Genomic DNA, 13,386 nt, shown 5'->3' with positions numbered 1-13,386 from the left:
CCCCCATGCTCGTCGTCCGCCCCGCCGGCCCCGCCGATCTCGACTTCCTGCTGGAGCTGGCCATCCTCAGCGGCCCGGGCTTCACCAGCCTGCCCGAGGATCCGGACCAGCTGTCCGAACGCCTCGACCTCAGCCGCGACAGCTTCCACGGCAAGATGGAGCCGCAGGAGCGCTGGTACACCCTGATGCTGGAGGAGTCGGAGACCGGCGACGTCGACGGTATCGGCTCGGTCAAGGCGGCCGTCGGCCTCAAGCGCCCCTTCTTCAGCTTCCGCGTCGTCAACAACGCCCAGTCGTCGCCCTCGCTGGGCATCAAGCTGGAACAGAAGACCCTGGTGTTGGTCAACGAATGCACCGGCTGGACCGAGGTCGGCTCGCTGTTCCTGAAGGCCGACCGGCGCAAGGGCGGCGCGGGCCGCCTGCTCAGCCAGTCGCGCTACATGCTGATCGGCGCCGAGCCCGAACTGTTCAATGACAACGTCCTGGCCGAGCTGCGCGGGGTCTTCACCCCCGACGGCGCCTGCCCCTTCTGGGACCACGTCGCCCACAAATTCTTCCCGATGGAGTTCGACGAGGCCGACCGCATGACCGGCTCGACGGACAAGCAGTTCATCCTCGACCTGGCCCCGCGCCACCCGATCTACATCGACCTGCTGCCCGAGCCCGCCCGCGCCGTCATCGGCAAGGTCCACCCGCAGGGCGTGCCCGCCATGGCCCTGCTGGAAAGCGAGGGCTTCCGGCCCAACGGCCTGATCGACATCTTCGACGCCGGACCGACCGTCTCGTGCCAGCGTGACAACATCCGCACCGTTCGTGACGCCCGCCCCCTGACCGTCGCCGTGGCGGACGAGGTCGAGGCCGAACTGCCCGCCCTGATCTCGACCAACAGCGTCGGCGCCTTCCGCGCCGTGCGCCAGCGCGCCCATATCGAGGGCGACGTCGCCACCCTGAATCGCGAGACCGCCGATGCGCTCAAGGTGCGCGCCGGAGATACGGTCCGCGTGAAGACCTGAGTGATCCCATGACCGTATTCCAGTCCATCGACCCCGCCACCGGCGAAACCGTCTGGGAAGGCCCCGCCGCCTCCGCCACCGAGGTCCAGGCCGCCGCCGACCGCGCCCGGGCCGCCTTCCCCGATTGGGCCGACCGCCCGCGTCAGGACCGGATCGACGCAGTCAAACGGTATCAGGCGGTCCTGAAAGAGCGCGCCCCTCAGATCGCCGAGGCCATCAGCCGCGAAACCGGCAAGGCCTTGTGGGAGACCAACACCGAGCTTCAGGCCATGCAGGGCAAGGTCGACATCTCGATCCGCGCCTATGACGAGCGCACGGGCGAGCGAACGGCCCAGACCGCCTTCGGCTCGGCGACCCTGCGTCACCGCCCGCACGGCGTCGCCGCCGTGCTCGGCCCGTTCAACTTCCCCGGCCACCTGCCCAACGGCCACATCGTTCCGGCCCTGCTGGCCGGCGACACCGTCGTCTTCAAGCCGTCGGAAGAGACCCCGCTCACCGGCCAGCTGATGGCCGAGGCCTTCGAGGCCGCCGAACTGCCGACCGGCGTCGTCAACGTCGTCCAGGGCGGCCGCGACACGGGCGCGGCCCTGCTGGACAGCGGCATCGACGCCCTGATGTTCACCGGCTCCGGCGCCGCCGGTGCTCACTTCCGCCGCAAGTTCGCGGACGATCCGCATATGATCCTGGCGCTTGAGCTGGGCGGCAACAATCCGCTGGTCGTCTGGGACGCCGCCGACGCCGAGGCTGTCGCGGGAATTGTGGTCCAGTCCGCCTTCATCACCACCGGCCAGCGCTGCTCCTGCGCCCGTCGCCTGATCGTGCCGGAAGGACCCCAGGGCGACGCCGTCATCGAGGCCGTCGCCGCCCTCAGCGACCGCCTGCTCTTCGCCCCCTGGAACAGCGCGACGGAGCCCTACGCCGGTCCGCTGATCTCGGAGCGCGCGGCCCAGGCGGCCCTGCAGGCCCTGCAGCAGCGCATCGACCTGGGGGCCAAGGTGGTCCGCGCCTCCGGCCCGGTCGGCAACCTGCCCGGCGCCTTCGTCCGCCCCGCGATCATCGACGTGACCGGCCTGAACGTGCTGGATGAGGAGATGTTCGCCCCCTTCCTGCAGGTGATCCGGGTTCCGACCTTCGAGGCGGCCATCGCGGCGGCCAACGCCACCCGCTACGGCCTGTCCGCCGGTCTGGTCAGCGACAATCCGGCCAACTGGGACCGCTTCATCCGCCGCATCCGCGCGGGCGTCGTCAACTTCAACCGCCCGACCACCGGCGCCGCCGGCGACATGCCCTTCGGCGGCCTCGGCGCCAGCGGCAACCACCGCCCGAGCGCCTACTACGCCGCCGACTATTGCGCCTATCCGGTCGCCAGTTTCGAGGCCGAGGCGGTCAAGAACATCGAAAGCGAGATCAAGGGGTTGTCGGCGTGACCGTCCCCGCCGTCGAAGCCAACGCCGACGGCCTGATCGGCCCGACCCACTCCTATGCGGGTCTGTCGCCGGGCAACCTCGCCTCCAGCCTGAACGAGGGCCAGGAGTCCAACCCTCGCGCCGCCGTCCTGCAGGGTCTCGACAAGATGAAGCGGCTGGCCGACCTCGGCCTGCCCCAGTTCGTCCTGCCGCCGCACGAGCGGCCCAACCTGCCCTTCCTGCGCAGCCTCGGCTTCTCCGGCACGGACGCCCAGGTGGTGGAGCGGGCGTGGAAGGAGGCCCCGACCTTCGCCGCCGCCGCCAGTTCGGCCTCGCCCATGTGGGCGGCCAACGCCGCCACCGTGACGCCCAGCGCCGACAGCGCCGACGGCCGGGTCCACTTCAGCCCCGCCAACCTCGTCACCAACCTGCACCGCTCGCTCGAGCACGCCCAGACGAAGCGCGCGCTGGACGCCCTCTTCCCCGACCCCGCCCGCTTCGCCGTGCACGACGCCCTGCCTTCGGTCTCCCATCTGGCCGACGAGGGGGCCGCCAACCACGTCCGCCTGTGCGCCGACCACGGAGAGCCCGGCGTCAATCTTCTGGTCTGGGGCCGCGAGGCCTATGAGCCGTGGTCCGGCCCCTATCCCGCCCGCCAGACGCGCGAGGCCTCCGAGGCCCTGGCCCGCCGCCACGGCGCGTCCGGCGCGGTCTTCGCCCGCCAGTCGAAGGCCGCCATCGCCGGCGGCACCTTCCACAACGACGTGGTCTGCGTCGGCGCGCTGGAGACCCTGTTCCATCACGACCTGGCCTTCGAGGACACCGCCGGGACCCACGCCGCCATCCGTTCGGCCGCAAAGGGCTTCGAGCCGATCTTCGTCGAGGTCTCGTCCGCCGACCTGCCGCTGGCCGACGCCATCTCCAGCTATCTGTTCAACTCCATGCTGGTGCGGATCCCGGGCGAGGATCGCCTGACCCTGATCTGCCCGACCGAGACCCGCGACAACGCCCGCAGCCATGCGGTGGCGCAAGGCGTGGCCTCGTCCAACGGTCCTATCGGCAAGGTCGAGTACGTCGATGTGCGCCAGTCGATGCGCAACGGCGGCGGCCCCGCCTGCCTCCGTCTCAGGGTGGTCCTGAACGACGCCGAACTGGCCGCGACCAATCCCGCCATGCGCCTGACCGAGGGCCTGCACGGCGCGCTCAGCGTCTGGGGCGCGACCTGGTACCGCGACCGCCTCGGCGTCGCCGACCTGGCCGATCCGGCCCTGCTGGACGAAAGCCGGGGCGCTCTGGACGAGCTGACCTCCATCCTCGGCCTCGGCTCCGGCTTCTATCCGTTCCAGAGGGACTGACCGCCATGACGACCAATCCGGCCCTGATCGCGGGTGGCGTTCTCAGCGCCGGAGCCTCCCTTCTGCACCTCGCCGCCATCGTGGGCGGGGCATCCTGGTACCGGACCCTCGGCGCCGGCGAGCGGATGGCGCGGCAGGTCGAGCAGGGCTCATGGACCCCGCACCTCATCACCCTCGGGATCGCGGGCGTGCTCGCCGTCTGGGCCGCCTACGCCTTCTCCGGCGCCGGACTGATCCCGCGCCTGCCGCTGATCCGCACCGCCCTTGTATTGATCACCGCCGTCTATCTTCTGCGCGGACTGGTGCTCGTCCCGGCGTTCGCCCTGAACCCCGGCGGCGTCACGCCCTTCGTTCTGTGGAGTTCCCTGATCGTCCTGGCCTATGGCGTCGCCTACGCCATCGGAACCTGGACCGCCTGGCCCGCCCTCTCCGGCCGACCCTGACCTTGAGCGAGACCGAAAGGCCGACCCCATGACCGCCGCCTCGACCGAGACCATGTCGCCCGCCCGGCGCCTGCGCAACATCATCGGCGGCTCGGCGGGCAATCTGGTCGAGTGGTTCGACTGGTACGCCTATGCGGCCTTCACCCTCTATTTCGCTCCCGTCTTCTTCCCCAAGGGCGAGCCCACCGCCCAGCTGCTGAGCAGCGCCGCCATCTTCGCCGTCGGCTTCCTGATGCGGCCGGTCGGGGCCTGGATCATGGGCGTCTACGCCGACCGCAAGGGCCGCAAGGCGGGGCTGACCCTGTCCGTCACCCTGATGTGTACAGGCAGCCTGATCATCGCCTGCACGCCCGGCTACGCGACCATCGGCCTGGCCGCCCCCGCCCTACTGCTGCTCGCCCGCCTGATGCAGGGCCTCAGCGTCGGCGGCGAGTACGGCTCCTCGGCCACCTACCTGTCCGAGATGGCCACGAAGAACCATCGCGGCTTCTGGTCCAGCTTCCAGTACGTGACCCTGATCTCGGGCCAGCTTCTGGCCCTGCTGCTGCTGATCCTGCTGCAGAACACCCTCAGTGAGGACGCGCTGGCGTCCTGGGGCTGGCGCATTCCCTTCTTCGTCGGCGCGGCGCTGGCGGTGATCGTCTTCTGGCTGCGGCGTCGCCTCGACGAGACTCGCGCCTTCGTGGCCTCCGACGCCAAGGCGCCGCCGAAATCCAGCGCCCTGCTGCTGATCCTCAAGCATCCCAAGGAGGCCCTGCTGGTCATGGGCCTGACCGCCGGGGGGACGCTCGCCTTCTACGCCTACACCACCTACCTGCAGAAATTCCTCGTCAACACGACCGGCTTCACCAAGGACGTGGCGACCGAGATCAGCGCCGCCGCCCTGTTCCTGTTCATGTGCCTGCAGCCCGCCGTGGGCGCCCTGTCCGACCGTATCGGGCGCAAGCCGGTGATGATCGCCTTCGGGGTCACCGGCGTCCTCTTCACCGTGCCGATCATGTCGGCCCTGGCCACGGCCGACAGCCCCTTCGTCGCCTTCCTGCTGGCGCTCTCGGCGCTGGTGATCGTCAGCGGCTACACCTCCATCAACGCCGTGGTGAAGGCCGAGCTCTTCCCCGCCCACATCCGCGCCCTGGGCGTCGCCCTGCCCTACGCGATCGCCAACGCGGCCTTCGGCGGCACGGCGGAATATGTGGCGCTGTGGCTCAAGGGCGCCGGGATCGAGAGCGCCTTCTTCTGGTACGTCACCGCCATGATCGGCGTCTCGCTGCTGGTCTATCTCTTCATGCGCGACACCAAGCATCAGAGCCTGATCGCCCACGAGGACTGAGCCCTCCCCGCCGTCATGAGGGGCGCTCTCGCCCGGCGCGTAGAGATGCACAGGGCCGGATCGGCCCCGTCAGGAGACCGAGCATGCGCCGTTTCAGCCCCGCCCCCTTCATCGCCCTGGCGGCGATGACCGCCTTCGCCGCCGGCCCGGCGGCGGCCCACGCCCGGCTGGTCACGGCGACACCAGCGCCGAACGCGACCGTGGCGGCGCCCTCGACCATCAGCCTGACCTTCAGCGAGCGCATGGCGCCCGCCTTCTCCGCCTTCGACCTCGTCAACGCCGCGGGCGAAAAGGTCCCGGTGCGGATCGCGGTCGGCGAGGACGGCAAGACCCTGACCGGAACCCTGGCGCGCCCGGCCCCCGCCGGGGTCTACCGCGTCGACTGGCGCATCGCCTCGGGCGACGGCCACCGCATGACCGGCTCCTACACCTTCACGGTGCGCTGACGCATGCTGGAAGGCGCGGTCATCGCGCTCCGCTGGCTTCAGTACGGCGGAGCGGTCGTCCTGCTCGGGACCCCGTTGTTCCTGCTCTACAGCTTCAGGGGGACAGAGGGCCCGAACCTCGCCTGGGCGCGGCCCACGCTGATCGGGTCGGCCCTCGTCGTCGCGCTCGGTTCGCTCGCCGCCCTAGTGGCCCAGACCGCCGTCATGGCCGGCGCGTTGAGCGAAGCCCTCAAGCCCGCCTCCCTGTCCTTCATGGTCACCGGCACGACCCTGGGCATGGCCATGGTCGTTCGCGGCGCCTTGGCGTTGCTGGGCCTCGCCGCCGTCGTCGCCTTCAGACCGGGCCGCGGCCTGTGGGCCTTCCTGGTCGCGGCGGGGCTGATCATCGCCGCCAGCTTCGCCTGGACCGGGCACGGCGCGGCGACGGAAGGCCCCGGCGGACCTGTCCATCTGGCGGCCGACATCGTGCACATGGCCGCCGCCGCCCTTTGGCTCGGCGCCCTGGCGGCCCTGACCGCCCTGCTCGTCCGCCGGACCGCTTCGGATGATCCGGCGATCCATCGCGCCCTGCACGGCTTCGCCGGCCTGGGGACGCTCGCGGTCGTCCTGCTGGTGCTGACCGGCCTTGTGAACAGCGGGTTCCTGGTCGGGCCCGCCCGCGTCGGCGCGTTGGGCGCCGGCCTCTACGGCCAGCTGCTGATCGCCAAGCTCGCACTGTTCGCACTGATGCTCGCCATGGCGGCGCAGAACCGTTTCCGCCTGACGCCCACGCTCGGCGTCGTCCTGGAGAGCGGCGACGATCCCCGACCGGCGCTTCAGCGGCTCCGGCGCAGCATCGTCGCCGAAACCGTGGTCGGCGCCCTGCTGCTCGCCGTCGTCGCGGTCATGGGCACGCTGGCCCCGCCCTCGGCCCTGTGACCGCCTAGAGCCTGATCCGTTGAGGAGGAATCGCTTCGCGATTCCGCCGATGCGGTGAATCAGGCTCCAGATTTAAAGCGAGAGCCTGATTCACGCTTCAGCCGGAACCGCGAAGCGGTTCCGTCTAAAACGATCAGGCTCTAGCGCGGCGCCCGCGACGACCAGTGGATGTGATGGATGCGCCAGCCGTCGGCGTGCCGCTTCAGCACAATGGTCTCGGCCGTCAGCCGGTCCACGGCGCGGCCGTTGAACTGACCCGTCGTGCGGCCCTCGCTGGTGATCCAGGCCACGTCGCCGTCGGCCCATCCCGACCGGCGCGACACCGTCGCCTCCGAGGCCGCGGCGAAGGCGGCGTCCGAGCCGAGGTGGTGAGAGGCGTATTCGTCCCGCGACCGCTCCGCCCCGCCCTCCTCGAAGATCATCACCTCCGGCGCCAGCAGGGCCACGGCGGCGGCGGTGTTCCCGGCCTTCAGCGCGGCGTGGAAGGCGTCGACCACCGTGGCCGCGTCCGCCGCCTCGGCGGCGACGGCGCCGGCGGCGGCGCTGTGGTCATGGGCGTGATCCTGGGCGAAGGCGGGCGCCGCGCACAGCATGGCGGCCGAAAAGGTCAGGGCGAGGCGGGTTCGGGACATGATCGGCTCCGGTGCGTCAGGTTCAGGGGTGGATTCAGGTGGCCGACTGGTTGTGGCGGGCGAAAACGCGCGGGGCGCCTGATCTCAGCACCAGCAGGGTGTCGTAGGGATCCTTGTGGCCCTGCGGCGTCTCCATGCCCGGCGAGCCCAGCGGCATGGCCGGCACGGCCAGGCCCACGGCGGTCGGTCGGTCGGCCAGCAGACGGACGACATCCTCGGCCGGCACATGGCCCTCGATCAGATAGCCGCCGACCAGACCGGTGTGACAGGACGCCAGCGCGTCGGGAAAGCCCCGGCTGCGTCGCACCGGCTGAAGGTCGTCGGTCACGACGACGGTGGCGGTGAAGCCCGCCCGGCGCATGTGCGCGACCCATCCGTCGCAGCACGGGCAGGTCGGGGTCTTGTAGACCGTCAGGGCGCGGGGTGGCGCGGTCTGGGCGCAGGCGGCGCCCCCCATGCCCACGGCGAGGCCCGCCCCGAGCAACAGACGGCGGTTCAGTGTCGATCGCATCAGATGTGTTCTCCGCGGGGCGTTCATCTCTATACGGGAGATGGCGTCGCCCCCCTCATGAGGGTTATCGCCGACGCATGCGTATGCTGGACGGGGCATGGAGGCAGGTGTGCAATGACGGATGACCTCAGAACAATGATCGCCGCCGCCGGACCGGTGGACGAGACAGGGCTGGCCGGTCTGGAAGACGGCGTCTGGATCCGCGTCGACCAGCGCCGCGCCCAGATGCGGATGGGGCAGGTGCGGCTCGCCGCCGTCGCCATGGCCCTGGTCATCGGCGGGGTGAACGGGGGCCTGATGCTGGCGGCGTCCCGGTCCGCGCCGTCCGAGATGCAGGTGTTCGCCGTCTCGGCCGACGCCTCGCCCCTCACGCGCCTGGACGCCCGCGGATGAAGACCGCCTGGACCTCCATCCTGATCACGGCGGTGCTGGCCGCCTTGGCCAGCGGCGCGGCGACCTGGGTCAGCGCGACCTGGATCCTGCGCGACCGCCAGCCCCCCAGCCTGCACAGCGTCGTCCATGAGAAGCTCGACCTGAACGCCGAACAGGACCGCCGCCTCGACGCCATCGAGGCCCGCTTCGCCCCGCGCCGCACCGCCCTGGAGACCGAGGTCCGGGCCGCCAACCGCGAACTGGCCGCCGCCATCGCCGTCAACCGGGGCGACACGCCCGAGGTCCAGGCGGCGGTCGATCACTTCCACACGGCCATGGGCGACCTGCAGAAGGCGACCCTGGCCCATATCTTCGAGATGCGATCCGTCCTGACCCCGGCCCAGGCCGAGGTGTTCGACGCGGCGGTCGCCGACGCCCTGCGCCGCGACGCCGGTTAAGCGCGGGCGTGGAGGGCGAGGCGAACATCGAAGCCCGCGCGGCGCGCGGGGACCGGGCCGCCTTCACCACCCTGATGGCCGCCACCAAGCGGGACCTCCACCGCTTCATCCGCCGCTATGTCGGCGACGAGGACGAGGCGCACGACCTGCTGCAGGAGACCTATGTCGCCGCCTGGCTCGCCATACGGCGCTATGATCCGGCGCGGCCGTTCGATGTCTGGCTGCGCGCCATCGCCGTGAACAAATGCCGCGACTGGGGCCGGCGGCGCGCGGTCCGGCGCGTGGTGCGCGGGGTCATGGGCCTGGACGCGCCCGAGGCGGCGGCGGTGGGCGACGATGCGCCCGCGCCCGAGGCCCGGCTGGACGACCGGCGCCGGGCCGAAGCCCTCCAGCGCGCGCTGTCCAACCTGCCGGACGCCCTGAAGGCGCCCCTGCTGCTCGCCACCCTGGAAGGGCGGTCGCAGGCCGAGATCGCCGCCATCCTGGGCGTCACGGTCAAGGCCGTGGAGACCCGGATCGCGCGCGCCCGCAAGGCGTTGACGGAACGGATGGCGGCGTCCTCCGCCGCCGGGACCTGATCCGAAGCCGGCCTGTGGCGACCCGCCGCAGGGGGAAGCCGGTTCCGCTGCGTATCTGAACGAACAGCCGAATTCGCCCGAGGACCGCCCGCCCCATGCCGACCCCACGCCTTGATCGCCGAGCCCTTCTGCGCGGAGTCGCCGCGGGCGGCGGACTGCTGGGCCTGCAAGGCCTGATGCCCGCCTGGGCGCAGACGGGTTCGCCGGGACTGCGCGCCGATCTGCCGACGCTGACGGGGCCGAACATCGACCTGACCGTGGGGCATTCGGACTTCACCGTCGGCGGCCGCACCGGCCACGCCTTCACCGTCAACGGTCTGCTCCCCGCGCCCCTGCTGCGGATGCGCGAGGGCCAGAACGTGCGCCTGTCGGTGACCAACACCCTGGACGAGGACACCTCGATCCACTGGCACGGCCTGCTGCTGCCGTTCCAGATGGACGGCGTGCCGGGCGTCAGCTTCCCCGGCATCAAGCCCCGCGAGACCTTCGTCTACGAGTTCCCGATCCGGCAGTCCGGCACCTACTGGTACCACAGCCATTCGGGGCTGCAGGAGGCCATGGGCCACTATGGCCCCATCGTCATCGACCCGGCCGGCGCCGATCCGGTCGGCTATGACCGCGAGCACGTTCTGGTCCTGTCGGACTGGAGCTTCATGCATCCGCACGAAATCCTGGCCAAGCTGAAGAAGAGCCCCGGCTACTTCAACCACCAGCGCACCACCCTGTCCGGCCTGATCTCGGGCGAGGATCGGATGAGCCTGGAGGAACGCCGCATGTGGGGATCGATGCGGATGGATCCGCGGGACATCCTGGACGTCAGCGGCTCGACCTACACCTATCTGATTAACGGCCACGGCCCGCAGGAGAACTGGACCGGACTGTTCCGCCCCGGCGAGCGGGTGCGGCTGCGCATCATCAACGCCTCGGCCATGTCGATCTTCAACGTCCGCATCCCCGGCCTGGCCATGACCGTGGTCCAGGCCGACGGCGAGCACGTCCGTCCGGTCGAGGTGGACGAGTTCCAGATCTCGGTCGCCGAGACCTATGACGTCATCGTCCGACCGACCGAGGACCGCGCCTACACCATCGTGTCCGAGGCCATCGACCGCTCGGGCATGGGCCGCGCCACCCTGGCCCCGCGCCTGGGCATGACGGCCGAGGTTCCGCCGCTGCGCGAGGTTCCCAACCTGACCATGACCGACATGGGCATGGGTGGCGGCATGGCGGGCATGGATCACGGCTCCATGGCCGGGATGGATCACTCGGCCCATGGCGAAGCCGCCGCACCCATGGATCACGGCGCCATGAGCATGCGCGACCCGAACAACGCCCCCGCCGACATGGCGGTCGGCGTCGGGGTGGACGCCGTCGCTCCCGCGCCCGCGAACCGCCTGGGCGAGCGTCCGCAGGGCCTGCAGGACGTCGATCACCGGGTGCTGGTCTACACCGACCTGCGCGCCCTCGAGCCGAACCGCGACACGCGCCCGCCGTCACGTTCAATGGAAATCCACCTGACCGGAAACATGGAACGGTTCATGTGGGGCTTCGACGGCCGCAAATTCTCGGAGCTGGTCGAGCCGATCCGGTTCGAGCTGAACGAGCGGGTCCGCGTCACCCTGGTCAACGACACCATGATGGCCCACCCGATCCACCTGCACGGCCACTTCTTCCAGCTGGTCAACGGCCACGACGGGCATCAGCCGCTGAAGCACACGGTCAATGTGGCGCCGGGCTCAAAGGTGACCTTCGACCTGACCGCCGACGCGCCCGGCGACTGGGCCTTCCACTGCCACCTGCTGATGCACATGCACGCCGGGATGTTCAACGTCGTCACGGTCCGGCCGATGCAAGGAGCGGCCCGATGAACCGCGCCCTGCTCGCCGCCGCCGCGGTCCTGCCGCTGGTCCTGGCCGCCGGTTCCGCCGCCGCCCAGTCGCACGCCGGCCACACCGCGCCCGCCCAGACCCCGCCCCCGGCGGATCCCCACGCCGCCCACAGGCCCGCGCCTCCGCCCCCCGCGACGGCCGCAGATCCGCACGCTGGGCATGACATGAGCGGCATGCAGGCGGCTCCAGCTACGCCGCCCGCCGCCGATCCTCACGCGGGCCACAACATGAGCCCCGCCTCACCCGCAACCGATCCCCACGCCGGGCACGACATGGGCGGCATGACCGCCGGCCCGCCCAATGTTCCGACCAGCGTGGACGCCGTCGGCGGCCGCATGGTCGAGACCCCGCCCCCGCCCTCCGCCCGCGCCGCGCCCGCCCACGCGGCGGACCTGCTGTTCGATCCAGCCGCCATGGCGGCGGCGCGCAGGCAACTGCTGGTCGAGAACGGCGACGTCCGCACCACGGCGGTTCAGGTCGACAGGCTTGAGGCCCGCTTCGGCGACGGCGAGGACGGCTACGGCTGGGAGGCCCAGGGCTGGACCGGCGGCGACATCAATCGCTTCTGGTGGAAGACCGAGGGCGAAGGCGACTTCGGCGGCAAGCTGCACGACGCCGAGATTCAGGCCCTCTATAGCCGCGCCATCGCCCCCTTCTGGGACGTTCAGGCGGGCGTGCGCCAGGATGTCCGCCCGGACGGCCCGGACACGACCCACCTGACCGTCGGCGTGCAGGGCGTCGCCCCCTACTGGTTCGAGATGGGCGCCGCCGCCTTCCTGTCGACCGACGGCGACCTGACGGCCCGCGTCGAGGCGGAATACGACCAGCGTCTCACCCAGCGCTGGATCCTGCAGCCCGCGCTTGAGCTGAACCTGTCGGCCCAGGATGTCCCGGAACTGGAGATCGGCTCGGGCCTGACCTCGGTCACGGCGGGTCTTCGCCTGCGCTACGAAATCCGCAGGGAGTTCGCCCCCTACGTCGGCGTCGAATGGAGCCGATCATTCGGAGACACGGCCGACGACATCGAGGCCCGGGGCGGCGAAGCGGACGACACCCGCCTCGTCGTCGGCCTCAAGGCCTGGTTCTGATCAGGCCGCGAACCGCCCGCCCTTGGCCGCATAGGCCTGGGTGCCTTCGGTGAAGACCTCGTCGGTGGGCAGGACGGTCTCGATCGGGATGGCGTCCGCGCCCTTCAGCCGGTCGTAGATCGGGCCGAAATCCTTCAGCGTCTCGCCCTTCAGCGCCTCGATGCTGTCGATGACGAAATAGACCTGCTGGAAGTCGTCGATCCGGTACAGGGTCTTCATCACCCGCTCCAGGTCGAAGCCCAGCCGGTTCGGCGACGGATCCTCGGTGGCGAACACGCTCTCGGTCGCCGAGGAGACGATGCCGGCCCCGTAGATGCGCAGGCCGTCGGTGTCCTGCATCAGGCCGAATTCGACCGTGTACCAGTACAGGCGCGCCAGATTGGGCAGCATGCCCAGCGAGGCGGCCCGCTGCCCGCCCTTGCCGTAGGCTTCCATATAGGCGGCGAAGTCCGGGTCGGTCAGCATCGGCACATGGCCGAACACGTCGTGGAAGATGTCCGGCTCCTGCAGGTAGTCCAGCTGGTCCGGCTTGCGGATGAACTGGCCCGAGGGGAAGCGACGGTTGGCCAGGTGGTCGAAGAAGACCTCGTCCGGCACCAGACCCGGCACGCACACCACCGTCCAGCCGGTCAGGGCCTGCAGCTTGGGGTTCATCAGCGAGAAGTCGGGAATGCCGCCGGTGTTCAGATCCAGCGCCTTCAGCCCCTTGAAGAAGACGTCGGCGGCGCGGCCGGGCAGGATCTTCATCTGCCGGGCGTACAGGGTGTCCCAGGTCTTGTGCTCGGTCTCGGTATAGGCGCGCCAGTCCTGCGGGATCGTCCAGTCTTCAGCCGCGCCCGCGGGCGGCTTGTCGAAGACGTGCTCGAAATCGGACATGACGGTGCTCCTGCATCCGGGCTCTGGCGGCCCCTTGCCGACAATCTAGAACCCGGCGCGGGCGCGCGCCAGCA

General features: G+C 70.6%; 15 protein-coding genes. 12 read left to right on the top strand and 3 right to left on the bottom strand.

Annotation, left to right across the window (positions count from 1 at the left end; genetic code table 11):
- Positions 1-5 precede the first annotated feature (5 nt).
- The 7 genes from AC07NB_RS00550 to copD all read left to right on the top strand — a co-directional run bounded on the left by AC07NB_RS00550 (position 6) and on the right by copD (position 6,911).
- Positions 6-1,013, top strand: a complete 1,008-nt coding sequence (locus AC07NB_RS00550) for an arginine N-succinyltransferase (RefSeq protein ID WP_291832281.1) — start codon at positions 6-8, stop codon at positions 1,011-1,013.
- 8 nt (positions 1,014-1,021) lie between these two features.
- Positions 1,022-2,440, top strand: coding sequence for a succinylglutamate-semialdehyde dehydrogenase (gene astD, locus AC07NB_RS00545; protein ID WP_494571706.1), 1,419 nt, complete (start codon positions 1,022-1,024; stop codon positions 2,438-2,440).
- A complete protein-coding gene (gene astB, locus AC07NB_RS00540) occupies positions 2,437-3,774 on the top strand; it encodes an N-succinylarginine dihydrolase (protein ID WP_494571705.1) in 1,338 nt (445 codons plus the stop codon). The genes astD and astB overlap by 4 nt, the downstream gene beginning before the upstream one ends.
- A 5-nt stretch (positions 3,775-3,779) precedes the next feature.
- Positions 3,780-4,217, top strand: a complete 438-nt coding sequence (locus AC07NB_RS00535) for a hypothetical protein (RefSeq protein ID WP_494571704.1) — start codon at positions 3,780-3,782, stop codon at positions 4,215-4,217.
- Between the two features lie 28 nt (positions 4,218-4,245).
- Positions 4,246-5,547 (top strand): MFS transporter, encoded by a 1,302-nt coding sequence (locus AC07NB_RS00530; RefSeq protein ID WP_494571703.1) that lies wholly within the window; start codon positions 4,246-4,248, stop codon positions 5,545-5,547.
- 83 nt (positions 5,548-5,630) lie between these two features.
- Positions 5,631-5,993, top strand: coding sequence for a copper homeostasis periplasmic binding protein CopC (gene copC, locus AC07NB_RS00525; RefSeq protein WP_492313517.1), 363 nt, complete (start codon positions 5,631-5,633; stop codon positions 5,991-5,993).
- Between the two features lie 3 nt (positions 5,994-5,996).
- Positions 5,997-6,911, top strand: coding sequence for a copper homeostasis membrane protein CopD (gene copD, locus AC07NB_RS00520; protein ID WP_494571702.1), 915 nt, complete (start codon positions 5,997-5,999; stop codon positions 6,909-6,911).
- Positions 6,912-7,051: 140 nt separating this feature from the next.
- Here the strand turns inward: copD and AC07NB_RS00515 are convergent, their stop codons facing one another.
- Positions 7,052-7,543 carry a YybH family protein gene (locus AC07NB_RS00515; RefSeq protein WP_494571701.1) on the bottom strand — a complete coding sequence of 164 codons (492 nt, stop codon included), beginning with the start codon at positions 7,541-7,543 and terminating at the stop codon, positions 7,052-7,054.
- Positions 7,544-7,577: 34 nt separating this feature from the next.
- A complete protein-coding gene (locus AC07NB_RS00510; protein ID WP_494571700.1) occupies positions 7,578-8,054 on the bottom strand; it encodes a DUF411 domain-containing protein in 477 nt (158 codons plus the stop codon).
- Between the two features lie 135 nt (positions 8,055-8,189).
- Between AC07NB_RS00510 and AC07NB_RS00505 the strand changes: the two genes are divergently transcribed.
- From AC07NB_RS00505 to AC07NB_RS00485, 5 genes are all read left to right on the top strand, one after another.
- A complete protein-coding gene (locus tag AC07NB_RS00505) occupies positions 8,190-8,447 on the top strand; it encodes a hypothetical protein (protein WP_494571699.1) in 258 nt (85 codons plus the stop codon).
- Positions 8,444-8,884, top strand: a complete 441-nt coding sequence (locus tag AC07NB_RS00500; protein WP_492313522.1) for a Spy/CpxP family protein refolding chaperone — start codon at positions 8,444-8,446, stop codon at positions 8,882-8,884. The genes AC07NB_RS00505 and AC07NB_RS00500 overlap by 4 nt, the downstream gene beginning before the upstream one ends.
- Positions 8,885-8,892: 8 nt before the next feature.
- Positions 8,893-9,462, top strand: coding sequence for an RNA polymerase sigma factor (locus AC07NB_RS00495; RefSeq protein ID WP_494571698.1), 570 nt, complete (start codon positions 8,893-8,895; stop codon positions 9,460-9,462).
- A 95-nt stretch (positions 9,463-9,557) separates the two neighbouring features.
- A complete protein-coding gene (locus tag AC07NB_RS00490) occupies positions 9,558-11,327 on the top strand; it encodes a copper resistance system multicopper oxidase (protein ID WP_494571697.1) in 1,770 nt (589 codons plus the stop codon).
- On the top strand, positions 11,324-12,436 hold the full coding sequence (locus tag AC07NB_RS00485) for a copper resistance protein B (RefSeq protein ID WP_494571696.1): 1,113 nt from the start codon (positions 11,324-11,326) through the stop codon (positions 12,434-12,436). Before AC07NB_RS00490 ends, AC07NB_RS00485 begins: the two co-directional genes overlap by 4 nt.
- Here AC07NB_RS00485 and phhA read toward each other — a convergent pair whose 3' ends face one another.
- Positions 12,437-13,312 (bottom strand): phenylalanine 4-monooxygenase, encoded by an 876-nt coding sequence (phhA, locus tag AC07NB_RS00480; protein ID WP_494571695.1) that lies wholly within the window; start codon positions 13,310-13,312, stop codon positions 12,437-12,439.
- Between the last annotated feature and the right edge of the window lie 74 nt (positions 13,313-13,386).

The organism is Brevundimonas sp. GW821-FHT09G01 (assembly GCF_059416065.1).
Note: the sequence above shows the minus strand (reverse complement) of the source record. Positions and strands in the feature narration are given on the sequence as shown.

What these genes read in the sequence shown, in the direction of transcription:
- copC (WP_492313517.1), top strand. Translation starts at nt 5,631, where the DNA reads ATGCGCCGTTTCAGCCCCGCCCCCTTCATCGCCCTGGCGGCGATGACC.
- AC07NB_RS00515 (WP_494571701.1), bottom strand. Translation starts at nt 7,543, where the DNA reads ATGTCCCGAACCCGCCTCGCCCTGACCTTTTCGGCCGCCATGCTGTGC.
- AC07NB_RS00530 (WP_494571703.1), top strand. Translation starts at nt 4,246, where the DNA reads ATGACCGCCGCCTCGACCGAGACCATGTCGCCCGCCCGGCGCCTGCGC.
- AC07NB_RS00485 (WP_494571696.1), top strand. Translation starts at nt 11,324, where the DNA reads ATGAACCGCGCCCTGCTCGCCGCCGCCGCGGTCCTGCCGCTGGTCCTG.
- AC07NB_RS00490 (WP_494571697.1), top strand. Translation starts at nt 9,558, where the DNA reads ATGCCGACCCCACGCCTTGATCGCCGAGCCCTTCTGCGCGGAGTCGCC.
- AC07NB_RS00500 (WP_492313522.1), top strand. Translation starts at nt 8,444, where the DNA reads ATGAAGACCGCCTGGACCTCCATCCTGATCACGGCGGTGCTGGCCGCC.
- AC07NB_RS00535 (WP_494571704.1), top strand. Translation starts at nt 3,780, where the DNA reads ATGACGACCAATCCGGCCCTGATCGCGGGTGGCGTTCTCAGCGCCGGA.
- AC07NB_RS00505 (WP_494571699.1), top strand. Translation starts at nt 8,190, where the DNA reads ATGATCGCCGCCGCCGGACCGGTGGACGAGACAGGGCTGGCCGGTCTG.
- AC07NB_RS00510 (WP_494571700.1), bottom strand. Translation starts at nt 8,054, where the DNA reads ATGCGATCGACACTGAACCGCCGTCTGTTGCTCGGGGCGGGCCTCGCC.
- AC07NB_RS00550 (WP_291832281.1), top strand. Translation starts at nt 6, where the DNA reads ATGCTCGTCGTCCGCCCCGCCGGCCCCGCCGATCTCGACTTCCTGCTG.
- copD (WP_494571702.1), top strand. Translation starts at nt 5,997, where the DNA reads ATGCTGGAAGGCGCGGTCATCGCGCTCCGCTGGCTTCAGTACGGCGGA.
- phhA (WP_494571695.1), bottom strand. Translation starts at nt 13,312, where the DNA reads ATGTCCGATTTCGAGCACGTCTTCGACAAGCCGCCCGCGGGCGCGGCT.
- astD (WP_494571706.1), top strand. Translation starts at nt 1,022, where the DNA reads ATGACCGTATTCCAGTCCATCGACCCCGCCACCGGCGAAACCGTCTGG.